Source organism: Sphingomonas sp. HMP6 (genome assembly GCF_013374095.1).
Lineage (GTDB): Bacteria > Pseudomonadota > Alphaproteobacteria > Sphingomonadales > Sphingomonadaceae > Sphingomonas.
Map to the genome: position 1 here is coordinate 1806746 of NZ_AP022672.1, position 24125 is coordinate 1830870.

A 24125-nucleotide genomic window follows, 5' to 3' on the forward strand; every position below is an offset into this window, starting at 1 on the left:
TCCGTCCGGAGTCCTCCATGCGCCTTTTCCGTGCCGCCCTCTTGCTGGGCGCCGCCCTGCTGCCGCTCGCCGCCAATGCGAAGACTGCGCCAAAGGCCCGCCCCACCGCGCCCGCAATCAAGCCGATCGCCTTTACCGAACGCACGCTCGCCAACGGGCTGCGGGTCTATGCGATCCGCGATACCTCGACGCCCAACGTGTCGGTGCAAGTGTGGTACGATGTCGGATCGAAGGACGATCCGGCCGGCCGATCGGGCTTCGCGCACATGTTCGAGCATCTCATGTTCAAGGCGACGCGCAACCTTGTGTCCGAACAGATGGACCGCCTGACCGAGGATGTCGGCGGCAACAACAACGCCTCGACCAATGACGATTATACCGAATATCACGAGACGATCCCGGCCAACCATCTGCAGCGCCTGCTGTTCGCCGAGGCCGACCGCATGGCCGCGCTCGTGGTCGAGCCGAAGAGCTTCGCCTCGGAGCGCGACGTGGTGAAGGAAGAGCTGCGCCAGAACACCAACGCCCGGCCTTACGGCAAGCTGTTCTCGCTCTATTTCCCCGCGATTTCGTATACGAAACACCCCTATGCGCGCGGCGGGATCGGGAGCCTCGACGATCTGCAAAGCGCGCAGATCGACGACGTTCGCGCCTTCCACGCCACCTATTACCGGCCTGACAATGCGATCGTGGTGGTGTCGGGCAATTTCGATGCGGCCAAGCTCGACGGCTGGGTCGATCAATATTTTGCCAAGATCAAGCGCCCGACCGCATCGATCCCGCGCGTGACGGTGACCGAGCCTGAGCGGACCACCGCGACGCATTACGTCGTGCGCGAAGCCAATACGCCATTGCCTGCAGTGCTGATCAGCTATCCGATCCCGGCCGACAGCCATCCCGACAGCGCTGCGCTGTCGGTGCTCAACGCCGTCCTGTCGCAGGGGGAAAGTTCGCGGCTGTACGAGAGCCTGGTGTACCGCGATCAGCTTGCGCAAAGCGCCGAGACCTATCTCGATACTAAGCAAGGCCCCGGCAATCTCGCCGTCATCGCGATCATGGCGAGCGGCAAGAGTGCGGACGCGGGCGAGGCTGCCCTGCGCCGCGAGATCGCGCGGGTGCGGACCAAATCGGTCACGGCAGCCGAACTGGCCGAGGCGAAGAACGAAATCCTCACCAGTGCGCTTCGCGGGCGCGAAACCGCCGAGGGCAAGGGCCGCACCATCGCGTCTTCGGTGATCATCGACCGCGATCCGCGCGCCGCCGACCGGCAGCTTGCCGCAATCGGCCGGGTGACCGCCGCCGACGTGCAGCGCGTCGCCGCCAAATATCTGCGCGACCAGCGCTCGGCCACGATCCATTATCTGCCCGAGGACAAGACCGTCGTCGCACCGCAGAACGACCGGATCGAGGTCGAGGGCTCGGTCGTGACCAAGCAGCTGGTCGCTCCGGGCAAGGTCGAGATCGTCACCCCGGCGAGCGAAGCTGAACGCGTCGCGCCGCCGCCGGCTGGCCCCGCCATTGCCGCGAGCGCGCCCGTCACCAACGAGTTCACATTGGCCAACGGCTTGCGCGTCGTCGTGGTCGAAAAGCACGATCTACCGCTGCTGACTGCGCTGCTGACGGCGCAGGGCGGCGGCGCGACCGACCCGGCCGAGCGCGCGGGCGTCGGCAACCTCACCGCCGATTTGATGACCAAGGGCACGAAGACGCGCTCTGCGACCGAAATCGCGCGCCAGATCGAGACGCTGGGCGGATCGATTTCGAGCGATGCGAGCTTCGACGGATCGAGTGTCGGTGTAACGGTCAAGGCCGATCAGGCGGCACCTGCGCTGGCGATCCTGGCCGATGTCGCGCGCAATCCGGTATTCGCGCCCGACGAGATCGAACGCGCGCGGGCGCAGACGATCGACGGGGTGCAGGTGGCGATCAAGAACCCGAGCCAGTTGGCGGCTCTCGTCGCCGCGCGCGCTGCGCTGGGCGATCTGCCCTATGGCCACCCGCTGTCGGGCACGCCGACCTCGCTCAAGGCGATCACGCCGGCCGACATTCGGGCGACATATCAACGCACTTGGCGCCCGTCCAAGACCACGCTGGTCCTGGTCGGTGACGTGACGGTCCCCGCTGCCCGTGCGCTGGCTGAGCGCAACTTCGCAGATTGGAAGGTCGCGGACATGCTGGTCCGCGAGGACGACCGCCAGATGAGCTATCCCAAACCGCGCGTGATCGTCGTCGACATGCCGGGCGCGGGCCAAGCCGGCGTGGTGGTCGCCCGTCCGGGCATCGCGCGGAGCGATGCGCAATTCTATCCGGCCGCGGTCGCCAACACGGTTCTGGGCGGGGGCTTCTCGTCGCGCCTGAACCAGGAAATCCGCATCAAGCGTGGCCTTGCCTACGGCGCGGGCAGCTCGGTCCAGGCGGGCCGCTTGCCCGGCACGATCAGCGGGCGGACCTCGACCAAGAACCCCAGCGCCCCCGAAACGGTGTCGATCATCCTGGCCGAGATGAAGCGGCTCGGCGCGGAGCCGGTGACGCCCGCCGAGCTGGAAACGCGCAAGGCCGTGCTGGTCGGCAATTTCGGTCGCGCGACCGAGACGACCGAAGGCATCGCCGGCACGGTCGGCGGCTATGTCGTGCAGGGCCTGCCGCTCAGCGAACTGGGGGCCTATACCGCGCGCGTCTCGGCGGTCGATCCGGCCGCGGTGCAGGCGGCAGCGGCGACGCTGCTCGATCCGTCGGCGGCGAGCATCGTGGTGGTCGGCGACGCCAAGCTGTTCCTGCCGGAGCTGCGCAAGACCTATCCCGATGCCGAAGTGATCGCGGCGGATGCGCTCAAATTGGATGGTGCGGCGTTGAAGTAAAAACTTACGTTAACTATCAACTGTTTCAGCGCGAGACGCCGCAGATTCAGTAGCATCCGCGCACGCCCGGATCGGCTATGCGCGGCCAATGGACGCGCGCGCGATCATCGGTTGGTTCAAGATGCGGCGGCTGAGCAAGCTCGGCGTGTTGGGGCTGGTCGCGCTCGTGCTGGCGGGCGTGTCGGCGCACGCCGCGATCCGCGCGATCGTCGATCAGAGCGCCAAGGCGAGCCGCGCGGCGGCCCCGCCGGTCGGATATGAGAGCCAGGATCATTTCCCCGGCGCCGCCTATTTCTACGCGACCGAGGAGGAAGCGGCGCCACCGGTGCACACGCCGGGCGCCACGGGCACGATCGCGCTGCCCGATCTGCCGCTGCCGCCCGAAGCCGCGGTGCTGACGCCTGATACCTCGATCCGCCCCGCCCCGCCCTTTTCGATGGCGCGGGCGAGTGCGGTGGACCGTGGGCGGGCGCTGCAATGCCTGACCACCGCGATCTATTATGAAGCCGCGACCGAGCCCGATGCAGGGCAGCAAGCCGTTGCACAGGTGATCCTGAATCGGGCACGGCATCCCGCTTTCCCGGCGACCGTATGCGGCGTGGTGTTCCAGGGGTCGGAGCATGCCGGGTGCCAGTTCAGCTTCGCCTGCGATGGGGCGATGAACCGCGGCACGCCGTCCAAAGCCTATTGGCTGCGCGCGATGAAGGTCGCGGTCGCCGCGCTCAACGGGCAGGTCATGGCCGAAGTCGGCATGGCGACGCATTATCATACCTATGCCGTGACGCCGTCGTGGAACCGGAAACTGGTGATGACGGCGGCGATCGGCGCGCATTTCTTCCATCGCTGGCAGGGCTATTGGGGCACCCCCGCCGCCTTCCGCCAGGGCTATGCCGGGGGCGAACCGGTGCCCGGGCCGCACGCGCGGATCGGCGCGACGGAGACCCTGATCGCAGCGCAGGCACCCGTCACGCCGCCCGCCGCGATCCAGCCCTCCTATGCCCAGAGCGGGCCCCCCCTGGCCTCGGCGGCAAAGCCCGCCGCCGACGCCCTGCCCGGCGACTCGCAGATCCTCGACCGGTGGAAGGATTCGGGCAAGGCGCTGCGGTGAGGTGTTACTTCTTCTCCGCCAGATACGTATCGAACCATGCCAGCGTCCGCGTGCGGACGTCGGCGGCGTTGACCGGGTTGCGGATGCCGTGGCCCTCCTCCGGATAGATCACCAGGCTGGTCGGCACGCCCATGTCCTTCAGGCCGTGCCAATATTCGGTCGACTGGGTCGGCGGAACCTCGATGTCGCGTTCGCCGACGTAGATGAAGGTCGGCGTTTTGGCATTCTTGATGAAATTGACCGCGGAAACGTCCTCATACGCCTTGCGATCCTCGTACAGCGTCTTGCCAAAAAATGGCAGCATCCACTGATCGATGCCGTTGGTGCCGTAATAGCTGACCCAGTTCGACAGGCCGGCGCCGGCGACGATCGCCTTGAAGCGGTTGGTCTGGGTGTTCGCCCACATCGCCATGAAGCCGCCATAGCTGCCGCCCATCAGGCCCAGCCGCGCATCGTCGATCGGCGCGACCTTCTCGACCGCATCGACCCCGGTCAGGATATCGCGCAGGTCGCCGCCGCCGAAATCGCGCTTGTTGGCGGCGGTGAAGGCTTCGCCCTGGCCATAGCTGCCGCGTGGATTGGGCAGGAAGACGTAATACCCCTTGTCGAGCAAAGCCTGTGCGCCACCGCCGCCGAAGCTCGGTACGCTGGCGGACGACGGGCCGCCATGGACGATCGTGATCATCGGCGCTTTCTTCTGCGGATCGGCGCCGAGCGGGCTGAGCAGCCAGCCCTGCACGTTGAAGCCGTCATTCTTCCAATTGATGCTGCGCGCGGTCAGCGTCGCGCGGACCGCGTCATTGTCGTGGGTGATCTGAACGGGTGCGGCGGCGGGTCCGGCGAAGATGGCGGGGGCGTGGGTGTAATCCTGAACGACCATCGCGACGGTCTTGCCATCGGCGCTCCACGCGGCCTTGCCGTCGCCCGCCGAGAAAGTGGCCGGACGGCTCCAGCCGATCGCAGCGTTGGTGAGCAGCGTCGCATCGGCCCCGCGCAGCGTCGTGCCGCGTAAGCCACCGCTCGTCGTATCGAGCGAGGTGACGGTGTAATTGGCCTTGGCGGTCATGTTCGCGGGTTCGCCACCGGCCAACGGCACACTCCAGATATCGCCGCCAACCGCGCCGAAATCGCTCATCAGACCGCCGATATAAGCGACGTTGCGGCCATCGGCCGACACACGCGGCGCATTGATTTGGGTGCTTGGCTTGGCGATGTTCCGGACCGCGCCGGTCGTCGCATCGACCGCGTCGAGGGTCGCGACCCACCAATTGTTATCGCCATTGCCGAGTGCCGAGGTGACGACGAAACCGGCGCCATCGGGGGTCCAGTCATATTCGTAGATGTAGCGGTCCGCCGGGGAGACGGGCTTAACCGCATCCGCCGCGACGGGCGCCCCGACCACGGCGAATACCGCAAGGCGCTGTTCGTCGCTCTTCTCGCCAATCTCGCCCACTTGGCGCACGCCCGCTTGTGCGGCGCCCGCTTCCTTGGCTGCACCGATCGTCACCAAGAGCGCAATGCGCTTGCCATCGGGCGAGAAGCGCGGCGTCTGCGCGATGCCTCTCACGGTGGCGACCGTATGCGCCTTGCCGGCGCGATCGACCGCCAGTGTGACCGTGCCCGCCGCGCGATCGCGCGCGAGCCAGGCGAGGCTGCCATCGGGCGCGAAAGCGAGCGCAGTGTAGCTGCACTTTGCGCACGGATCGAGCGCACGGATGATCTTGCCGGTCTTTACCGAGCGGACCGCGATCACCGAACGATCGTTCGAATCCACGTCGATCGTCGCAATCACATCGCCTTTTGGCGCAATCACCAGCCCACGATATTGCACTACGGGTGCAGCGAGCGCCGGAGCCGCGGCAGCCGAGAGCAAAAGGGCAACGGTGAGAGTGAGACGCATTGGGCAGGCTCCACGGATAAGCGATGGAGCGGGATAGCATAGTGGCGGGTCGGGGCAATTCTTCTAAAGTCCCTCCCCTGAAGGGGAGGGGCTAAACACCGCCTTACCGATCCACCCCCTTGGCCTTCCCCCACGACCGGGCTGCCGTGTAGCCGAGATAGCCCGTGCCGAAGAGCGCATAGAGCGGTTCCGGAATACCGTTCAGATAGGCATTCATGCCGGCTGCAATGTCCTTGGCCATTTGCGGTTGCGCCGCCGCGATCAATCCCATCGGGATCGCCCAGAGCAGCAGCGCATACATCACATAAAGGAAACTCGGCCGCGCGCGGCTGGTCCAGGGGTCGGTGCTTTGCGCCTCGGCCATGATCGCCGAGATCTGCGTCTTCACTTGCTCCATTTCCTGCGACCCCTGCAGCGTGAGCAGTTTGAGCTTGGCCTCGTCGCGCGCCTTGGGATCGGGAATGATCTTATCGATGATCGCCGCGATCGGGCCGATATTGCCGTCGAGAAGTCCCATTTTTCGTCTCCTATTGTCCGTAAAGTCACACGAGTCACACCAACGGTGGTCTTTTAACCGATGCGGTTGGCGAGCCAGCCATAGAGAAAGGCTTCATTGGCGGGGCGTCGTTCGGCGAGCGCGAGATAGCGTTCGCCTTGCAACGCCTCGATCGCCTTGAGCAGGACGCGCTCGCCCCCTGCCCCGCGCCGCGCGAGGAAGGCAGCGAGCCCGGCGAGCGTGATGGCGCCGATACGGCCGTCGACCGGCATGTCGGGATAATCGGTCGCGCCGCGATTGAGCGCATTGAGCGCGCGCTGGAGGAAGGCGACCGCAGCGGGCGGCCCCATGTTGACGCCGGTGTCGAACAGTTCTGCTGCCACCAGGGGCGCTTGGGCGGCGACCGCATCGAACCGCGGACGGAGCCAGTAGAGACGGCGATAGATCGCGCGCGCGGTGCCGACCGGCAGATCGCGCATCACGCCGTCATAGCCATTGGCACGGGCGACGGCGGTCGTGATGCCGAACTTGGTTTCGCCGCCACGGTCGGCCGGATGGTTCGAATAGCCGCCTTCGCGATCGAGTACGGCGTCGATGAGTTGGTCGATTGTCATACGGTGCCTCCTGCTTGGGGAGGCGGAATAGTAACCTATTTGGTTTTACGTAGGACATGACTAATCGTCACCCCGGCCTTGTGCCGGGGTCCACCAAGCAGCAAGCGTCGCCGTCGATGGCAAAGGTCGCGCGTTGCGGCGCGGTGGACCCCGGCACAAGGCCGGGGTGACGACGCTGTGAAGGTGGCCGAGTCCGCCTACTTCGCCCCCACCTCCCCCAGCAACACGTCCACCGCCGCACTCAACTGTGCATCGGTACCAGCCGCACTTTCCCCCAGCGGGCGTTCGACCGCGAGATCGACCGGGCGGGGGTGCATTTCCATGTCCTGCCCGCGCCCATCCTGAATCCGCGTGCTCGGCGTGCGGACCGAGGAGCCGTCGATGAGTTGCTCGCCGCCGGTGAAGATGATCCAGCCCGCGGTCGGCTGCCCCACGACCTTGCCCAGGCCGAGCGAACGATAGCCTTCGGTGAAATCCTCGGCATCCGACAGCGAGGATTCGTTGATGACGAGGACGGTCGGCTTGCCGAGCGCGCGCTGTCCCAGCGCCTGACGACCGGGGATTGGGAACAGATCGCGCGGCGTCATCGTCAGATAGTTTTTGCGCGCGAACACGTCGATCGCATAGCCGTTGACGAAGCCGCCATTGTTGTTGCGCAGATCGACCACAACGCCCTGCTTGCCCTGATTTTCGGCATCGAGATCGAGATACAATTGATCGAGCGAGTCGGACGACATGTCGGCGATGTGGACATAGCCGAGCTTACCGCCAGACAGGCGATCGACCAAAGCGCGGCGGTCGTCGACCCATTGGCGGTAGGCGAGGCCCGCCGCGCTGCCGACCGAGACCGGGCGCACGGTGACGGTGCGGGGCCCGCTTACGCCGACCAGGCCCAGCCGCACCCGGCGGCCAACGGTGTTTTCGAGCATAGCATCAAGATTTCCCTTCCCGCCGACCGCGACGCCGCCGACGCTGACGATGCGGTCGCCCGGCACGATCTTCTCGATCGACGCCGGGCCGAGCGTAACGACCTCGCGCACGATCAGCCCGCGCCCGCTTTCATACGCATCCCGATCGAAGCGCAGACCGAGATCGCCGACGCGGTTGGTGGGGAGCGCGCCGGGGCCGCCGGGCGGGCGGTTGATGCCGGTGTGCGAGGCGTTCAGCTCGCCGATCATCAGCCCGATGATCCGACGCAGTTCGTCGGGCGTACGCGCGCCGGTGACGAACGGCTGATAGCGCGCGCGCAGTGCCTTCCAATCATGGCCGTTAAAGCCCGCATCGAAGAATTTGCGGTCGAGGATGCTCCACGCCTCATCGAACACGATCTGCTTTTCGGTCGCGAAATCGACGTCCATTTCGGCGGCGACGGGGATCGGCTTGGGCTTGGGGGTGTCGAGCGGGGTCGAGATGACGCGACCGCCGTCGAGATAGAAGAGTGTCTTGCCGTCGCCGGCCAACGCGAAATCACCCTTCGGGCGGTCGCTTTGGGTGAGTTGCTGCGCCACCGGGGGTTCGTCGGCGAGTTCATCGAGATTGTAGCTGTAGAGGTTCGCGCGGCCCTTTTCCTGGGCGCGGAAGACGAGCGTCTTGCCGTCGCTGCTGATGACCGGCGTATCGGCGTTGACCCCGAGCGGGAGGATGGTCGCGCGGTTGCGCAAGCCCGCCCACACGATCGTGACCGGCGGGACCTTCGGCGCCGGTGGTGGCGCCGCGGTCCCCTTCTTTGCCGCCACCGGCAACGGCTTGGGAGCGGGGGGCGCGGGCGTTTCGGCCGGGGTACCGGGGGTATCTGGGGTCGTGCCCGGTTGCTTGCCGGGCTTGAACAAATCGTTGAACTTGTCTTCCTTGAACTTCGGCACCTTGGGCAGGAGATCGATCCGCACGATCCGCGAATCCTCGCTGCGTTGCGCGGTGTCGAACAGGATGTATTTGCCGTCGGGCGACCAGGCGATGCCACCCATTTGCCCGTTGCCGAGGAAGCTGACCGGTCGCGCTGCGCCGCCTGCTGCGGGCACGACGTGGACGTTCACGAAGGCGCGCGCGTCGAGCACGGGGAAGGCGATATACTGGCCGTCGGGCGACCAGACCGGGCGCGGGCCGTCGCGCTCGTCGGTCGAGATGGCGCCGGTGAAGACGATCCGGTCGGTTCGGGCGGTGCCCACACCACCAAGCGTGACGACGTGGAGTTCCCGGTCGTCGAGGACATAGGCGGCGGACTTGCCGTCGGGGGCGTAGGCCGGGGTGGAGGCAATGCCACTTTGTGTCAGCATCGTCTCGCGCCCGCTCGCCACATCATATTCGACCAGCCGATGATCGAGCCCGCGTTCGGAAATGACGAGCGCGCGGCGGCTGTCGGGCGACCAGGTGACTTCGCGCTCCGCGCCCGCGGTGGTGGTGATGCGCTGGCCCGGGCCGCCGTCCTTGGCGGGGGCGGCGAACACCTCGCCATGGCCGATGACGGCGACCTTTTGCCCATCGGATGACAGTGCGAGGCGCTGAAAGCTGGCGAGCGTTTCGTGGCGCTTCGGCGTGGCGCTGGCGGCACCGCGCAGCGTGATCGGGATGGCAGCGGTCTGGCCGGTCGCCGGGTCAAAGCGCCACACGCCGAAATCGCGTTCGAACACGATCCCCGCGCCGTTCGCCGCGATTGACGGATAGAGCAAGCGGCCATCGGTGAAGCGCGTCAGTTGTTCGGGCGCCGCCCCGTCGGCGAGCCCGACGCGCCAGAGGTTTTCGACCCCACCGCGCGCCGACATATAGACGATGCTGCGGCCGTCGCGGCTCCACATCGGCCAGGCGTGCTTTTCACCGCCGGGGAGCAGTCGGCGATAGGGCGTGCCCTCGGCCACGGGCTTCAGCCACAGCTCGGTCTCGTCGATATGGCTGGTGCCGTTGCGCCACCATTGCCCGCCGCTGATGCCGCGCGCGTTGATGACGAGCGTGCTGCCATCAGGCGACGGCGCGGCCTGGAATTCGGCGAGGAATTTTTCGCGGCTGACCTGCATCGGCGTGCCGCCATCGGCGCTCACGCGGAAGATGTCGGCTTGGCGAGCGACGTCCTGCACGCCGCTGGCGAAATAGAGATATTTTCCGTCGGGCGACCAGGCATCGAGCTCCTCCCCCGCCTCGGCATAGGTCAGCCGCGTCACCGCGCCGCTGGCGAGATCGAGCACATAGATGTTGGCGCTGCCGCCGCGTGTCGAAGTGAAGGCGAGGCGTGTCCCGTCGGGCGAATACAACGGGCGGCCTTCGGTGGCCGCATCGGAGACGAGCGGACGCGCGATCCCGCCGCTTGCCGCGACTTCCCAAATATCCCCGCCGGATGCGAATGCGATCAGGCTGCCGTCGGGCGAAAGGCTCGGCTCGGCAAAGGCAGGGCGGGCGACCTGCGCGCGGGCCGGCGGTGCCGCCAAAGCGGTCGTCGCGAGGAGGCAACCAGCCGCCAGCGCCAGGCGTCGGAATGTCATCAAAAAAGCCCCTTTTTCAAGCTCGTGGAGATTAGCGGTTTGCGGTCCGGCAATTACCGGCAACAAAGCGCAAATCCGCCCGCCCCACAAGCGGCCACGGACCCAATTAGGGTTTGGTTAAGCTAAGCCGTCCAGCAGGGAGCGCATGGAGACGATCGACCAACTGGCCAGACGGTCCCCGCTGGAGCAGCGCATACGCTGGATCGTGACACGCGGGACGTTCGCCGCGCTGATTTTCCTGCTGTCCGCAGGCGGCATGGCGCTGTCGCGCAACGGCACGACGATTTCCCCGTTGTGGCTGGCAAACGGCGTACTCGCGGTGGTGCTGCTGCATAGCAATCGGCGTAGCGCAGTCAGTTGGGTCGCTGCGGCGTTCGTCGGATACGTCTTGTCGAATATTTTCGGCCATTATCGATTGCCCGGCTCCGTCGTGCTGGCGGCGTTCAATTGTGCGGAGGCAGCCATTGGCTGCTGGCTCGTCTTGCGTTGGAAAAAGCATGTCCCGGACATGACGCACTTGCCCGACGTACTCCGTTTCGTGCTGGGATGTGCGGTGGTGGCGCCGGTGGTGTCGGGGTTGGCCGCCGCGCTGTTCATGGGCGTGCGATCGGGCCGCCCGATTTTCAGCCTGTGGTTCGAATGGACGGTCGCCAACGGTTTGGGCACAATGATCCTCGGGCCGATCCTGTTGATCGGAATGCATGCGTGGACCCAACGCGACACGATCAGCCCCGCCCGCTTCGGCGAGATCGTGCTGGTGCTCGGCGCGAACGCGATCGTGTCGGCGGTCGTCTTCGGGCAATCGACCTATCCGCTGCTGTTCCTCGCGCTGCCGATGGTGATCGTCGCGACGTTCCGGCTAGGCGTGCTCGGCACGGCGGCGGCGATCCTGGTCGTATCGGTCATCGCGACGGCGGCGACGATCGCTGGGACCGGCCCGATCGCGATGATCCAGGCGACGCTGCCCGCGCAAATCCACATGCTGCAATTGTTCCTGGTCATCGCATTCGCGATCGGCCTGCCCTTCGCCTCGGCATTGGCCGGGCGCGACCGGGTGCGACGCGACTTGAAGCGGAGCCGCGATTTTTCCGACACGCTCGTGTCGACCATGCAGGAGGCAGTGTTTCGTTCGGACGCGGCGGGACGGTGGATCTTCCTCAATCCAGCGTGGGAAACGCTGACCGGCTATACCGTCGCGGAAAGTCTCGGCTGGCAGACCTCACGCCTGCTCCTGCCGGACGATTTGGCCCTCGCGAGCAGAGGCTATCCCAACATCGTCAGCGGCGCGGTAAGCGAGGCGACGCTGAACCAGCGGTTCCGCAAGAAATCCGGCGAGACCCGCCAAATCGAAGTAACGCTGCGCCGTCTCGCGAGCGATGACGGTGCGTTCGACGGCACGATCGGCACGATCCGCGATATAACCCAGTCCGTCGTCACGCAGCGTGCGCTCGCCGACAGCGAGGCGCGCTTCCGCCGGGTCGCAGAAGCAGCACCGGTGGGCGTCTATCTCGGCGCGGCGGATGGCACGATCAGCTATGTCAACAAGGCGTGGGCAGACATGATCGATCGCCCGATCGAGGAATTGGTCGGCCACCGCTGGATGGAGGCGCTGGCCGATCCGGAGGAGTATTTCCGCCAGCCTCCGTGGGTGAATTTCACTCCCGGCGAAGTCCGCAGGCGCGAAGTCCCGTTTCTTCGCCCCGATGGCGGCATCATCTGGGTACAAGTGGTGAACACCGCCGAGTTTGACGACGAGGGCAACGTCAGCAGCTTCATCGGCGCGATCGTCGACATCACCGAGCAGCGTGCATCGCGCGACGCGCTGGCCAAGAGCCAGCGGTTGTTCGAGGCGCTCGCAAAACTGTCGCCGGCCGGGATTTTCCGGGCGGATCGCGAGGGCGGCGTGACCTATGTTAACGCGGCCTGGCAGGCGATTGCCGGTCTGGCGGAAAATGAGGCGATGGGATCGGATTGGGGTGCCGCGATCCACCCGGACGATCTGGCCCGCGTATCGCAACAATGGGCAGAGGTCGTGCACGGCACGGGCGAGTTGCGCACCGAGTTCCGCTTCCAGCACAGAGACGGCCACGATCTCTGGGTGGAGGTGATGACTGCCCCCGAGGTCGATTCCGCGGGCAAGCGTATCGGCTTTATCGGCGTCAACATCGACATATCGGAGCGCAAGCGGGCTGAAGAGGTGCTGGCCGAGCGCGAGGAGCAATTGCGCCTGCTGGCCGAGAATGCCACCGACGCGGTGTTCCGACTCTCACTCGATGGGACGTGCCTGTACGCTTCGCCGTCGGTGGAGGATCTAATCGGCGTCCCGCCGCGCCACGTGGTTGGGCATAATATGCTCACCCGCTTCCACCCCGACGACAATGAAGCGGTGAACGCCGCCTATCGTACCTTGACGACGGGCGAAGTCGACCGGCTCGTCATCGCCTATCGTTCGGAACCGCTGGATACGGCGCGGGCGGGTACATGGATCTGGCTCGAATCGAACAGCGGACTGGTCCGCGACCCGGACACGCAAGCGCCGCGCGAGATCATTTGTTCGGTCCGCAACATCACGCTCCGCAAGGAACTGGAATTCGCGCTAGACCGCGCACGCCGCCATGCCGAGGTGGCAGCGCAGGCGAAGTCGAGCTTCCTGGCCAATATGAGCCACGAAATTCGTACCCCGATGAACGGCGTGCTGGGCTTTGCCGAACTGCTGCTGGCGGAGGAGCCCCGCCCGGATCAGCAACAGAAACTCCAGATGATCGCCGATTCCGGCCAGTCGATGATGCGGCTGCTCAACGACATTCTCGATCTGTCGAAGATCGAGGCGGGGCATGTCACATTGGCGCACGACCGGATCGATCTGCGGCATCTGGCACGAGGGTGTGCCGCGCTGATCATGCCGTTGACGATGCGCGCCGGTATCGATCTCAGCACGACCATCGCCGAGGATGTCCCGGAAACGGTGCGCGGGGACGGGCTGCGGCTACGCCAGATCATCCTGAACTTGCTGGGCAATGCCGCGAAATTCACCGCCGAAGGGGCGATCGTGCTGAGCGTCGCAGTGGCCGGGGGGGAATTGGTGATTTCGGTCGGCGACACCGGCATCGGCATTGCCGCCGACCGGCAGACCGCGATCTTCGACAATTTCGTCCAGGCCGATGCCGCGACCAATCGCGCCTATGGCGGAACGGGCCTGGGCCTGGCCATTTCGACCGAACTGGCCAAGCTGATGGGAGGACGGCTGTCGTTGTTCAGTGCACTTGGGGTGGGCACGACCGTCACGCTGCGCATCCCGCTGATTACCGCGCCCGCTGCGGTGGAGGATAAACCGCCCGCCGCCGGTCCGATCGAAAACCTGCCGCCGATCGCACGGACGCGGATTTTGGTCGCTGAAGATCACGACGTGAATCAACTGCTCATAAAGGCTATGTTGACACGTCTCGGGCACAGTCCAGTGATCGCGCGTAACGGTGTTGAGGCCGTGACGATGGTTCAGGACTCTTTTATGCAAGGACAGCCCTTTGGGCTGGTACTGATGGACATGCAGATGCCGGAGATTGACGGGATCGAAGCGACACGGCGGATCCGCAGCGGCGGGACGACCGCGGCGACGCTTCCGATCGTCGCCTTGACAGCAAATGCCTATGCCAGTGACGTGGACACGTGCCGCGCGGCGGGGATGCAGGACCATCTCGCCAAGCCGGTGCAGCTTGCCGCGCTCGATCAGCTCGTGCGGCGATGGGCAGTCGCGCCGACCGCCGCCGCGCCTGCGCCCGCCCCCGTACCGGCAGGCGCCGACCCCGAGATGATCGCGCAGTTCGATGCGCGGATGCAGCGCATGTTCGCTCTGCTCGACGCCGCGCTTGCAGCACCCCTGACCCCAGATGTCATTGACGATCTGCGCGAGGCTTTGCACCGGCTGGCGGGGACTGCGGCCTTCTTCGGCAAGGCTGCGCTCGGCACGATGGCCGCCAGGTATGACGAGCAATTGAGCCGCCTGACGGCGACGCCCGAAATGCTGGAGACCGCGCGAGCCGAGCTCCGCCGTGCGGCGCACGGGAAGCATTGAGATGGCGCGGATCGTAATCGTCGATGACGACGAACTGTTCTGCCAGATCGTCGCCCGCACGCTGACCCCGGCCGGCCATGTCGTGGTGGCGGTGCGCGACGGCGACGATGCGCTCGAATCGCTGTGGGAAAACGGACCCGATCTGGTGATTCTCGATTGCGCGCTGCCGGGCAAAACCGGCCTGACGATCCTCCGCGAGCTGCGGCAATCGGCCATGTTCGCCACGCTGCCCGTGCTCATCCTCACCGCGCGGCGCAGCGAATGGCACGCCAAGATGGCGATCACGGCGGGCGCGAACGACTATCTCCGCAAGCCGTTCGACGCAGCGGAGTTGATCGCCACGATCGACCGCCTGCTTGCCGCTGCAACCGTGCCGCAGCCGAGCGCGCGCCTGCTCGACGAGGCCCGCGTCGCCGAGTTACGCATCGCGCTCGGCGAACGGCAAGCCGACATCCTGCTGTCGATGATGGAGCGCGACATTGCCGAGCGCGCCGAGGTGATCGTCGCGGCGCTGACCACGGGGGACACCGCCACCGCATTGACGCAGGCGCATGCGTTGCGTGGCGCATCCGAAGGAATCGGCGCGACGGAGCTTGCGCATTTGTGTCACCAGATCGAACGCGAGGGCCAGCGCGATGATACGGCGATCGCGGCCTGCGCGGCCGCCACCGTCAAAGCGATCGCGCTGGCGCGCGTCGCGTCGCGCGATCAGGCGGCGACGTCGAGCGCCTGAAGCGCCAGGATCGCCTGCGTGCGATTGGTGACGCCGAGTTTGCGGAAAATCTGGGCGAAATGCGTCTTGACCGTCGTCTCGGCGATACCGAGTTCATACGCGATCTGCTTGTTTTGGCTGCCATCAGCGGCGGCGCGCAGGACGCGAAACTGCGCCGGCGACAATTCCCCGATCAGCGAGACGCCCGCATCGGCATCACTATCGACATACATTTCGTCCGGGAAGGATTGCCCGCCTGCGCAAACCGCCGCAATCGCCGCGATCATCGCGCTCATCGCGGCGCTTTTGGAAATGAAGCCGCTCGCCCCTTCGCGCGCGGCGCGGCGCATTACGGCGGGTTGATCGCTGCTGCTGACGATCAGGATGCGTGCGGTCGGCTGTAACCGCTTCAGCATCAGAAGTCCGGCGAGGCCCTGAACATCGGGTAGCATGAGATCGAGCAGGATGAGGTCGAACGGGCCTTGCTCTGCCCGGGAGACCGCGGCCGCCAGCGTTCCGGCCTGTTCGATCGTCGCATCGGGCGCAACCTCGCGCGCGGCCATGCCCAAGGCGGCGGCGCACATCGGATGGTCGTCTGCAATCAAGATGGCTTTAGCCAACGCTACTCTCTCCTCAGCGATACACGTGTACGAAAAATTGGTCTGACTTGCTGTCATACTTTAGAATGGGTTTGCAAGTGTCGATCGCGCGGGTGGAATGGTAAGCGGCGACAGGCCTACCGATCGACCGCCTGCCGCGACCGATCGCCATCGCGGCTGTCGAACTCGCCCTGCCCGCCTTCATCATACACTGGTCTTCTGGCCGGGCATCGTCCCAGCCGAATCCGTGGGGCAATGGCGTCCAGCGACGCGACGTGCGGCTGGGGTTGGTGTGAGCCGCGACCTGAATTCTGACGACGCCACGGGTTACATACTTGCGATAATTCAGTGTCGCGGACCTAATTTCAAATAAAACTGCTGATACTACTGGTAATAATATATACAAAGCTATAGAGCGGAACATTCGATCATCTTCATCGTTTTATCTTTTGATGAAGGATTGTTCTATGAATATTAGCTATGAATTCTAACCGAAAAAACCCAGAACATCCGGTTTTCGAAATGCTTCGATTGGCGGCATTGGAAAGCTACGGTATTCTTGATACTCCGCCAGAAATCGATTTCGATCATTTCGTACGGGTTGCCTCCAAGCATTTTAAGGCTCCGATTTCAACGATCTCGCTGATCGACGAACAGCGTCAATGGTTCAAAGCCCGGATCGGCATCAGTTTGGCCGAAACCGATCGCGAGGAAGCTTTTTGCACGCATGTCGTCGCGAGCGGGAAGACGCTGATTGTACACGATGCGGCAGTGGATGGCCGCTTTGCGTTCAATCCGCTGGTGGCTGCCGGCCCCCGGATCCGCTTCTATGCAGGGGCGCCGTTGATAACGCCGCTGAAGCGCTGCCTTGGAACGTTGAACGTGATCGTCACGGTCGCCCGCCCGCAGTGGAGCGGCGACGATACGTCAGCGCTCGAGGCGATGGCAGCGCAAGTGATGGTGCTTTTGGAAAAACGCCGCGCGAACCTGGTTATCCAACGCGCGCTCGATGATCGCCCAAACGAAGCTAGCGCTGCCGCTGCGCGCCGGTGACGGAAGCGGACGGCCAGCCGATGGCCTGCCAGTTGGAAAAACTTGGTCGGAGCGACAGGATTCGAACCTGCGACCCTCACACCCCCAGTGTGATGCGCTACCAGGCTGCGCTACGCCCCGACCGAGGGAAGCGCGCTTAAGCCGGGCGGCGCTGAGATGCAACCCACTGTGTGGCGGAACCGTGCTTCATTTGAACTGGCCGAGCGGCAGCAAGCGCTTGGCGAGGGTTTGGATCAGTCGGGGATCGCCGCCTTTGACCACCGCCGCCACCTGCACCGCGCGGCGCTGGATCAGGCGGTCGAGCGTCGTCGGGGTCGAGCCCTTCGCCGCCGCGTCGAGCAACGCAGGTGCGGCCGCATCCTTGGGGTCAAGCGACAGGCGTAGCAGCGCCGCGAGGCCGGGGAACAGCGCACGGCCACCGCCGAGCGCGACCGAGCGATCGATCGCGACCACGCCGGTCGCTTTGCGCGCGCCGAGCGCGGCACGGGCCGCGAATCCCCCAAGCGCCTCGACCGCGTTCAAATGCCATGCACCGATGGCCGCCTGCGCCTCGGCATCGCGCGGGTTCTTGGCGGCGAGTGCCTCGAACTGCGCCTTTGCGGCGAGCGCATCGGTGCGACTTTTCGACAGTTTCGCGCGGTAACTGACCGCCATTGCACGCGTCATCTGCGCCTCGCTATCGCCCGGCGCGCGCGCCAGCGTTGCGTTCGCCGCCGCCTCGACACTCGCAATCTGGGCAAGCGCGGCAGCCTTATCGCGTGCGGCGAAGGCGGTTTGCGTCAGTTGCTCGCGCCCCGAATCCGCGAATGCGGCGGCGGGGGCGATCACCATTGCGGCGGCGGCAAGATATTTGAACATGCGGTCTCCCATCGCCTGGCTCAACGCGGCACGCGCGTTTTGGCCTCAAACAACCTCAATCCCCGATGAGCGTGCGCCAGAAAGTCCCGTCCCAGGCCTTCACGCTCATTTCCAGAACCGTGAAATCCCGCAGCGCGCGGCCGAACGCCTTTTGGTGATCGGCGGTGCCATGGGCAGCGAGCGCTTCACCGCTTTCCCAGCGTTCGGAGATGCGGATGATGTCGGGGTCGACCGCGTCGAAGGCGAAGTTGTAGAAGTCACACCCCGTCTCGGCGGCGGTGGTCGCCATGTGCGCAGTGAGCAAGTCGGTCATCCGGGCAGCGTCGCCGGGGGCGGTCTTGATGTGGCCCATTACGAGGATGGTCATGGCGGACTCCGTGGTCGGCGCGCGGGCGTAGAACAGCAACGCCCGTTGCCACGCCGCGCAAGTGATGATAGCGCGCGCCGCTTGTAGCGAGGCCGCAAGGTCGCGCCAGTCCGCTTGCGTTTCCGCGCAGGTGAACCCTGCTTTACCAAGGTAGCCCATGTTCGCAACGCCCGCTTTTGCCCAAACCGCCGGTGCCGCCGTGCAGCCCGACGGCTTCCTTGCCATGCTGCTTAACTTCGGGCCGCTGCTGCTCGTCTTCGTGGTCTTCTATATGCTGATCCTGCGGCCGCAGCAGGCGCGCGCCAAGGCGCAGGCCGCGACGATCGCCGCCGTCAAGAAGGGCGATTCGGTCATCACGGCGGGCGGCATCGTCGGCAAGGTGGTGAAGGTCGAGGAACGCTTCGTCGAAGTCGAGATCGCGCCGACGATGAAGGTGAAGGTGGTCAAGGCGACGCTCGCCGACGTGACGCCTTCGGGCTCCGGCAAGCCAGCGAACGACTGATACGATGCTCGATTTCCCGCGCTGGAAGGTCGTTTCGATCCTGCTGTTCCTCGGGTGCCTGATGGCGCTCGCGGTGCCGAGCGTAATCCCGACATCGGTCACCGCCAATTGGGGCGTGCCGCTGCCGCGGATCAACCTCGGGCTCGATCTGGCGGGCGGCGTCGATCTGCTGCTCGAGGCCGATACCAAGAAGTTCATCGACGACCGGGTTGAGGCCAAGCGCGAGCAGATCGCCACCGCGATGGCCGCGAAACCTGCGATCTCGATCGGCGACATCGCGACCGATGGCGGCAAATTGACCTTCTTGCTGCGCGATGTCCGGCAGATCGATGCCGCGCGTGAGCGGTTGAACAAGCAGACCAACGGCGTCGGCTACACCGCACAGCGCGACTGGGATTTGCAGGTGATCGACGGCGGTCGCATCGTGATGACACCGACGCAGGCCGGCATCACGCAGGCAATCGACGATGCGATGAAGACCGCGACCGACGTCGTGCGCTCGCGCATCGACAAGCTTGGTACGAAGGAACCCGACGTCCGCCGTCAGGGCGCTGACCGGATCGATGTGCAGGTCCCGGGGTTGAAGGACCCGAAGCAGCTCAAGGAATTGCTCGGCAAGACCGCCAAGCTCGAATTCAAGATGGTGTCCGACACGCCGTACAGCCCCGGCGTGATTCTGCCGGCGGGTACCCAGGTCCTTCCCTATCCCGAACAGGGACCGGGCGCACAGATCATCGTGCGGCGGCAAGCCGTGCTGACCGGCAGCGACTTGGTGAGCGCGAAGCAGTCGTTCAAACAGGAGGACAATCGCCCGATCGTCGACTTCACCTTCAACAGCGAAGGTGGTGCGAAGTTCGCGCGGATCACGCAGAATAATGTCGGCAAGCGCTTTGCCGTGGTGGTCGATGGTCAGGTGATTTCCGCGCCGTCGATCAACACGCCGATCCTGGGCGGGCAAGGCTATATCGAGGGTGGCTTCACCGTCGAATCCGCCAACAACCTGGCAATCGCGCTGAGTTCGGCGCTGCCAATCGCGCTGAAGGTGGTGCAGGAACAAAGCGTCGGGCCGGATCTCGGACAGGAATCGATCAATGCCGGCCTCACCGCCTCGGCGCTCGCGGTCGTATTGGTCGTCCTGTTCATGATCGCGACCTATGGGCGCTTCGGTTTTTATGCCGATTATGCGGTGGTCATCAACGTCGTCGTCATCATGGGCGTGCTGGCGCTGATCGGCGGCACGCTGACGCTGCCGGGGATCGCGGGCTTCGTGCTGACGATCGGTACGGCGGTCGATGCGAACGTTTTGATCAACGAGCGCATCCGCGAGGAACGGCGGCGAGGGCGATCGGTCATCCAGTCGGTCGAGCTTGGGTATAAGGAAGCGAGCCGCACGATTTTCGAGGCGAATGCGACGCACGCGATTTCGGGCATCATCATGTTCGTGCTCGGCTCCGGCCCGGTTAAGGGCTTTGCGATCGTGCTGCTGATCGGGATCGCGACGTCGGTGTTCACCGCCGTCACCTTTACCCGGATGCTGGTTGTGTTGTGGATCCGCCGCAACCGCCCGACCGACATGAACATTTGATCGGCCAGATACGATGCGCTTGCTGAAACTCGTCCCCGACAACACCAATCTGCCGTTCGTATCGCTGCGCCGCTGGGCGTTTGCGCTGACGGTGGCCTTGACGATCGCGGCGGTCGCCATCGTCTTCGCCAAGGGTCTGAACCTCGGCGTCGATTTCGTCGGCGGCCTGACGATCGAGGAGAAGTTCCAGACGCCGCCTTCGGTCGAAAAGTTGCGCGAGACGGTCGAACGGCTCAACCTCGGCGAACCGCGGCTCCAGGCGGTCGGCCTCGATGGCAGGACCGTGTCGATCAAACTGCCCCCGGTGAAAAGCGCCGATGAAGGCGCGACTGCGCGCGTGGTCGATACCGTCCATGCCGCGGTGGTGAAGGATTTCCCCGACGCGACCTTCTCGCAACAAAGCTCGGTCAGCGGCAAGGTATCGGGCGAACTGATCCAGAACGGCATCCTCGCGGTCGTGCTCGCGGTGCTCGGTATCGGCCTGTTCGCGATCTTCCGCTTCGAATGGCAGTTCGGCGTCTCGACCGTCGTCGCGATCGTCCACGACGTGTTGATGACGCTCGGCTTCTTCGCGCTGACGCAGTTCGAATTCGACCTCAACATCGTCGCCGCGGTGCTGACGATCATCGGTTATTCGATCAACGACAAGATCGTGATCGATGACCGGATCCGCGAGAATATGCGCCGCTATCGCAAGATGGATATGCCGCAGATCATCGATCTGTCGGTCAATGAGACGCTACCGCGTACCGTCATGACCTCCTTGACGATCCTGCTCGCGCTGTTCGCGATGCTGATCTTTGGCGGGCATGTGCTGCGCGGCTTCACCGCCGCGATGATTCTCGGCATCTTCGTCGGCACCTATTCATCGATCTACGTGTCGTCGTCGCTGCTCATCTCGCTCGGACTGCGGCCCGACCCGAAGCTGGCGGACGAAGCTGCGGTACCGAGCAAAAACGCCGCACGCTGATGCGGATCGATGCCGAACGCGGGGCCGGGCCGATCATTACCGGCTTTTCGCGCAGTGAGGTTTCCGGGGGCGGGTTCAAGGTCGAGGCGGGCAGTTTCAAGGGCGTGTACCGCGCGCTGACGATCTCACCCGACGCGGTTGCCGAATGGTCACCACCGCCGCTCGACATGATCGGTGCCGACGCACTGGCGGCGCTGCTCGCGATCGATCCGCGTCCCGAATTCCTGCTGCTCGGCACTGGCGCGACGATGCAGCGCCCGCCCCCTGCCTTCGTCCGCGCGGTCGAGGCGCTGGGCATCGGCGTCGAGGCAATGGACAGCCGCGCCGCCGCGCGCGCCTGGGCCGTGCTGCGTGGCGAAGGCCGCTGGGTGGTGGGCGCGCTGTATCCGCTTTAATCGCGCCGTACGGGCGGCTATCTGTCGCCGGATCGGGTAATGGGGAGAGTCGGATATGAAAGCCTTTTTGGCCACGCTTGCGCTGGTCGCGACACCGGCATGGGCCCAAACTGCGCCCACCGCCCCGGCGCCTTTTCCAGCGCCCGTTCCGACGCCCGCCCCCCAGGCGGCGCCCCAGCCCAGCCCTGCTCCGGTGACCACGCCCGACTATACCCAGCCGCAAAACTGGCTGTGCCGCCCCGGCCGCGCCGACCCGTGCAGCGCCGACCAGAGCGCGACGATCGTCAAGGCCGACGGATCGCGCAGCCTGGAACGCTTTACCCCGGCAAAGGACGCGCGATTCGATTGCTTTTACGTCTATCCCACCGTCTCGATGGACCGCACGCCTAACAGCGACATGCAGGCGGGACCGGAGGAGAATAGCGTCGCCGCGTTCCAGGCGGCGCGTTTCACCAAACATTGCCGCGTGTTCGCGCCGCTTTATCGCCAGGTGACCCTGTCCGGCTTGCAAGCCGCGCTGAGCGGGCGTCCGGTCGCGATCGACCGGGCAATGGCGTATCGCGACGTGAAAGCCGCGTGGGAGGAATATCTGGCGTACGACAATCACGGCCGCGGCGTCGTGCTGATCGGGCATAGCCAGGGGTCGGGCGTGCTCAAGACGCTGGTCGCCGATGCGATCGAGGGGACGCCGGTACAGAAGCAGATCATCTCCGTGCTGATCCCCGGCACCAACGTGGCCGTGCCGGTTGGCAAGGACGTGGGCGGTGATCTGAAATCCACGCCGTTGTGCCGCAAGGCGAGCGAGACGGGCTGCGTGGTCAGCTATGTCACGTTCCGCGCCGATGCCCCGCCCCCGCCGAACAGCCGCTTCGGCGGCGTGGCGCAACCAGGCATGACCGCGGCGTGCGTCAATCCGGTGGCGCTGCGCGGCAAGACGACGACCGCCGACGCCTATCTCGGCGCGAAGGGCGCAGGCTTGTCGAGCGCGCCGCAGGGGCCGTGGTCGAGCGATGGCGCGCCGGTCACCACCCCGTTCGTCAAGGTGCCGGGGCTGCTCAGCGTTGCGTGCACCGCCAGCGGCAAGTTCAGCTACCTCGCGATGACGGTCAACGCCGTATCGAGCGATGCACGCACCGACACGATCGTCGGCGATATCGCGTTCGGTGGCGGCATCCTGAAGGATTGGGGGCTGCATCTGCTCGACATGCCAGTGGTGATGGGCGATCTGGTCGAACTGAGCGCGGTGCAGGCGAAGGCGTGGTTGGGTAAGCAGGGGGCGGCGAAGCAGTAATCGGCCGCTGTGCTCCGGCGAACGCCGGAGCGCTGGGAGTAAGGCGTGTCGCGTGCACCCAAGGCTCCGGCCTGCGCCGGAGCGCAAGCGGGATTATTGCGCGACCAGCGCCGCCAGATGCTCATATAGCGCGGCGGTGTTGGCGTCCCACGTGAACCCCTCCGCCCCGCGGCGGACGGCGTCAGGTGCGTGCGGATTGACCAGAAGCTCGGCGATCCCAGCCGCGAAAGCGTCCCCGCTGCGCTGGACGATCCGGCCGTAAGCGGGATCGGTCACCACCTCCCCAGCCCCACCCGCATCGGTTACGACGATCGGCGTGCCGCACGCCAGCGCCTCGACCCAGGCGTTGGCGAGGCCCTCGGAGGACGAGGCCAGCGCCATAACGTCGGCCGCACCGAGCAATGCCGGAAGATCAGCATGTGGCACCGATCCGAGCAGTCGCACGCGCTCCCCCAGCCCGAGCGCCGCGATCTGCGCGGTGAGCGCGGTGCGCTCTGGGCCATCCCCTGCGATCAGCAGGGTGGCGGACGGCAGCGCGGCCAGCGCGTTGATGACGATGTGGTGCCCCTTGCGCGGGATCAGCGCGCCGAGCGAGACGATCAGCGGGCCGGTGACTCCGTATGCCGCCTTGGCCGCGATCCGGTCGCGCGGGGCGAAGCGGTCGAGGTCGACGCCGGTGTGATGCACACGGATCTGATCGGCCGGGATGCCGAGTGCGGTCATGTCGGCGCGCATCGCCTGGCTGACCGCGAGCACGCCGTCCGCTGCTTGACCTGCGGCGATGACTTGCGTGCCGGTGGGGGCGGCACGGCCCCAATGATGGATGTCCGCGCCGCGCGCCTTGATCGACACCGGCACGCCGAAATGCCGTCCCAGCGCGACGGCGGCGGGGCCGTCGGGGAAAAAGAACTCGGCGTCGATCACGTCGAACGCGAAATCGCGGCGGAGGCGGGTGAGCAGCGGGATCAACCGCCGCGTCAGCGCGCCCGCATGGAAACGCCCGCCAGTGCCGGGCAGCGTGGTGAAGCGCGGGCGGTAGGTGTCGAGGCCTTTCCAAGTCTCGTGCTCGGGCAGTTGGGCGAGGTCGGCATAATGCGCGTGGCGGCTGAGCGGCCAAGGCGGCAGGCCAACCGGCGCGACCAGCCGGAGTTCGACATTGGGATGCGCTGCCAGCCCAAGCGTCTGCCGCTCGACAAAAACCCCGAAATTCGGGCGCGTCGCGTCGGGGAACAGGGTCGAGAGCGTGAGGACGCGGAGCATCGTGCGTTTATAGGC

General features: G+C 65.6%; 18 protein-coding genes and 1 tRNA gene. 10 read left to right on the plus strand and 9 right to left on the minus strand.

Features of this window, described 5'->3' with window-relative positions; genetic code table 11:
• Positions 1-17 precede the first annotated feature (17 nt).
• Both HMP06_RS09010 and HMP06_RS09015 read left to right on the plus strand, forming a co-directional pair.
• On the plus strand, positions 18-2858 hold the full coding sequence (locus tag HMP06_RS09010) for a M16 family metallopeptidase (protein ID WP_176496789.1): 2841 nt from the start codon (positions 18-20) through the stop codon (positions 2856-2858).
• A gap of 88 nt (positions 2859-2946) precedes the next feature.
• Entirely contained in the window at positions 2947-3966 is a 1020-nt protein-coding gene (locus tag HMP06_RS09015) for a cell wall hydrolase (protein WP_176496790.1), read from the plus strand.
• A 4-nt stretch (positions 3967-3970) separates the two neighbouring features.
• Here the strand turns inward: HMP06_RS09015 and HMP06_RS09020 are convergent, their stop codons facing one another.
• The 4 genes from HMP06_RS09020 to HMP06_RS09035 form a co-directional block, all read right to left on the minus strand.
• Positions 3971-5866 (minus strand): S9 family peptidase, encoded by a 1896-nt coding sequence (locus HMP06_RS09020; RefSeq protein WP_176496791.1) that lies wholly within the window; start codon positions 5864-5866, stop codon positions 3971-3973.
• 103 nt (positions 5867-5969) lie between these two features.
• Positions 5970-6383, minus strand: a complete 414-nt coding sequence (locus tag HMP06_RS09025; protein ID WP_176496792.1) for a holin family protein — start codon at positions 6381-6383, stop codon at positions 5970-5972.
• Positions 6384-6436: 53 nt separating this feature from the next.
• The gene (locus HMP06_RS09030) at positions 6437-6976 is read right to left on the minus strand and encodes a glycoside hydrolase family 108 protein (RefSeq protein ID WP_176496793.1); all 540 of its coding nucleotides are present in this window, start codon (positions 6974-6976) and stop codon (positions 6437-6439) included.
• Positions 6977-7173: 197 nt separating this feature from the next.
• Complete coding sequence (locus HMP06_RS09035) at positions 7174-10446, minus strand: S41 family peptidase (protein WP_176496794.1); 3273 nt, start codon at positions 10444-10446, stop codon at positions 7174-7176.
• Positions 10447-10591: 145 nt separating this feature from the next.
• On the opposite strand from HMP06_RS09035, the gene HMP06_RS09040 reads away from it, so the two are divergent.
• The gene (locus tag HMP06_RS09040) at positions 10592-14518 is read left to right on the plus strand and encodes a PAS domain S-box protein (protein ID WP_176496795.1); all 3927 of its coding nucleotides are present in this window, start codon (positions 10592-10594) and stop codon (positions 14516-14518) included.
• A gap of 1 nt (position 14519) precedes the next feature.
• A complete protein-coding gene (locus HMP06_RS09045; protein WP_176496796.1) occupies positions 14520-15251 on the plus strand; it encodes a response regulator in 732 nt (243 codons plus the stop codon).
• On the opposite strand, the gene HMP06_RS09050 is transcribed toward HMP06_RS09045, so the two are convergent.
• A complete protein-coding gene (locus tag HMP06_RS09050; protein ID WP_232089565.1) occupies positions 15227-15850 on the minus strand; it encodes a response regulator transcription factor in 624 nt (207 codons plus the stop codon). The two genes, HMP06_RS09045 and HMP06_RS09050, sit on opposite strands and share 25 nt — an antisense overlap.
• Before the next feature lie 501 nt (positions 15851-16351).
• On the opposite strand from HMP06_RS09050, the gene HMP06_RS09055 reads away from it, so the two are divergent.
• Positions 16352-16882: a GAF domain-containing protein gene (locus tag HMP06_RS09055; protein ID WP_176498450.1), complete on the plus strand. Its 531-nt coding sequence runs from the start codon at positions 16352-16354 to the stop codon at positions 16880-16882.
• A 43-nt stretch (positions 16883-16925) separates the two neighbouring features.
• Here HMP06_RS09055 and HMP06_RS09060 read toward each other — a convergent pair.
• From HMP06_RS09060 to HMP06_RS09070, 3 genes are all read right to left on the minus strand, one after another.
• Positions 16926-17002 (minus strand) — tRNA-Pro (locus tag HMP06_RS09060).
• A gap of 66 nt (positions 17003-17068) precedes the next feature.
• Positions 17069-17740, minus strand: coding sequence for a hypothetical protein (locus HMP06_RS09065; RefSeq protein WP_232089568.1), 672 nt, complete (start codon positions 17738-17740; stop codon positions 17069-17071).
• A 55-nt stretch (positions 17741-17795) separates the two neighbouring features.
• Positions 17796-18107, minus strand: a complete 312-nt coding sequence (locus HMP06_RS09070; RefSeq protein ID WP_176496799.1) for a putative quinol monooxygenase — start codon at positions 18105-18107, stop codon at positions 17796-17798.
• Between the two features lie 157 nt (positions 18108-18264).
• On the opposite strand from HMP06_RS09070, the gene yajC reads away from it, so the two are divergent.
• The 5 genes from yajC to HMP06_RS09095 all read left to right on the plus strand — a co-directional run bounded on the left by yajC (position 18265) and on the right by HMP06_RS09095 (position 22850).
• Complete coding sequence (gene yajC, locus HMP06_RS09075; protein WP_176496800.1) at positions 18265-18609, plus strand: preprotein translocase subunit YajC; 345 nt, start codon at positions 18265-18267, stop codon at positions 18607-18609.
• Between the two features lie 4 nt (positions 18610-18613).
• Positions 18614-20194, plus strand: coding sequence for a protein translocase subunit SecD (gene secD / locus HMP06_RS09080; RefSeq protein ID WP_176496801.1), 1581 nt, complete (start codon positions 18614-18616; stop codon positions 20192-20194).
• A 13-nt stretch (positions 20195-20207) separates the two neighbouring features.
• Complete coding sequence (secF, locus tag HMP06_RS09085; RefSeq protein ID WP_176496802.1) at positions 20208-21164, plus strand: protein translocase subunit SecF; 957 nt, start codon at positions 20208-20210, stop codon at positions 21162-21164.
• On the plus strand, positions 21164-21559 hold the full coding sequence (locus tag HMP06_RS09090) for an Mth938-like domain-containing protein (protein WP_176496803.1): 396 nt from the start codon (positions 21164-21166) through the stop codon (positions 21557-21559). Before secF ends, HMP06_RS09090 begins: the two co-directional genes overlap by 1 nt.
• A 193-nt stretch (positions 21560-21752) precedes the next feature.
• A complete protein-coding gene (locus HMP06_RS09095; RefSeq protein WP_232089570.1) occupies positions 21753-22850 on the plus strand; it encodes a DUF3089 domain-containing protein in 1098 nt (365 codons plus the stop codon).
• 93 nt (positions 22851-22943) lie between these two features.
• Here HMP06_RS09095 and HMP06_RS09100 read toward each other — a convergent pair whose 3' ends face one another.
• Positions 22944-24110, minus strand: coding sequence for a glycosyltransferase (locus HMP06_RS09100; protein ID WP_176496805.1), 1167 nt, complete (start codon positions 24108-24110; stop codon positions 22944-22946).
• Between the last annotated feature and the right edge of the window lie 15 nt (positions 24111-24125).

Coding starts and splice junctions, on each gene's coding strand:
- secF (WP_176496802.1), top strand. CDS start 20,208: ATGCGCTTGCTGAAACTCGTCCCCGACAACACCAATCTGCCGTTCGTA.
- secD (WP_176496801.1), top strand. CDS start 18,614: ATGCTCGATTTCCCGCGCTGGAAGGTCGTTTCGATCCTGCTGTTCCTC.
- HMP06_RS09045 (WP_176496796.1), top strand. CDS start 14,520: ATGGCGCGGATCGTAATCGTCGATGACGACGAACTGTTCTGCCAGATC.
- HMP06_RS09065 (WP_232089568.1), bottom strand. CDS start 17,740: ATGTTCAAATATCTTGCCGCCGCCGCAATGGTGATCGCCCCCGCCGCC.
- HMP06_RS09030 (WP_176496793.1), bottom strand. CDS start 6,976: ATGACAATCGACCAACTCATCGACGCCGTACTCGATCGCGAAGGCGGC.
- HMP06_RS09025 (WP_176496792.1), bottom strand. CDS start 6,383: ATGGGACTTCTCGACGGCAATATCGGCCCGATCGCGGCGATCATCGAT.
- yajC (WP_176496800.1), top strand. CDS start 18,265: ATGTTCGCAACGCCCGCTTTTGCCCAAACCGCCGGTGCCGCCGTGCAG.
- HMP06_RS09070 (WP_176496799.1), bottom strand. CDS start 18,107: ATGACCATCCTCGTAATGGGCCACATCAAGACCGCCCCCGGCGACGCT.
- HMP06_RS09020 (WP_176496791.1), bottom strand. CDS start 5,866: ATGCGTCTCACTCTCACCGTTGCCCTTTTGCTCTCGGCTGCCGCGGCT.
- HMP06_RS09010 (WP_176496789.1), top strand. CDS start 18: ATGCGCCTTTTCCGTGCCGCCCTCTTGCTGGGCGCCGCCCTGCTGCCG.
- HMP06_RS09100 (WP_176496805.1), bottom strand. CDS start 24,110: ATGCTCCGCGTCCTCACGCTCTCGACCCTGTTCCCCGACGCGACGCGC.
- HMP06_RS09055 (WP_176498450.1), top strand. CDS start 16,352: ATGCTTCGATTGGCGGCATTGGAAAGCTACGGTATTCTTGATACTCCG.
- HMP06_RS09040 (WP_176496795.1), top strand. CDS start 10,592: ATGGAGACGATCGACCAACTGGCCAGACGGTCCCCGCTGGAGCAGCGC.
- HMP06_RS09090 (WP_176496803.1), top strand. CDS start 21,164: ATGCGGATCGATGCCGAACGCGGGGCCGGGCCGATCATTACCGGCTTT.
- HMP06_RS09035 (WP_176496794.1), bottom strand. CDS start 10,446: ATGACATTCCGACGCCTGGCGCTGGCGGCTGGTTGCCTCCTCGCGACG.
- HMP06_RS09015 (WP_176496790.1), top strand. CDS start 2,947: ATGGACGCGCGCGCGATCATCGGTTGGTTCAAGATGCGGCGGCTGAGC.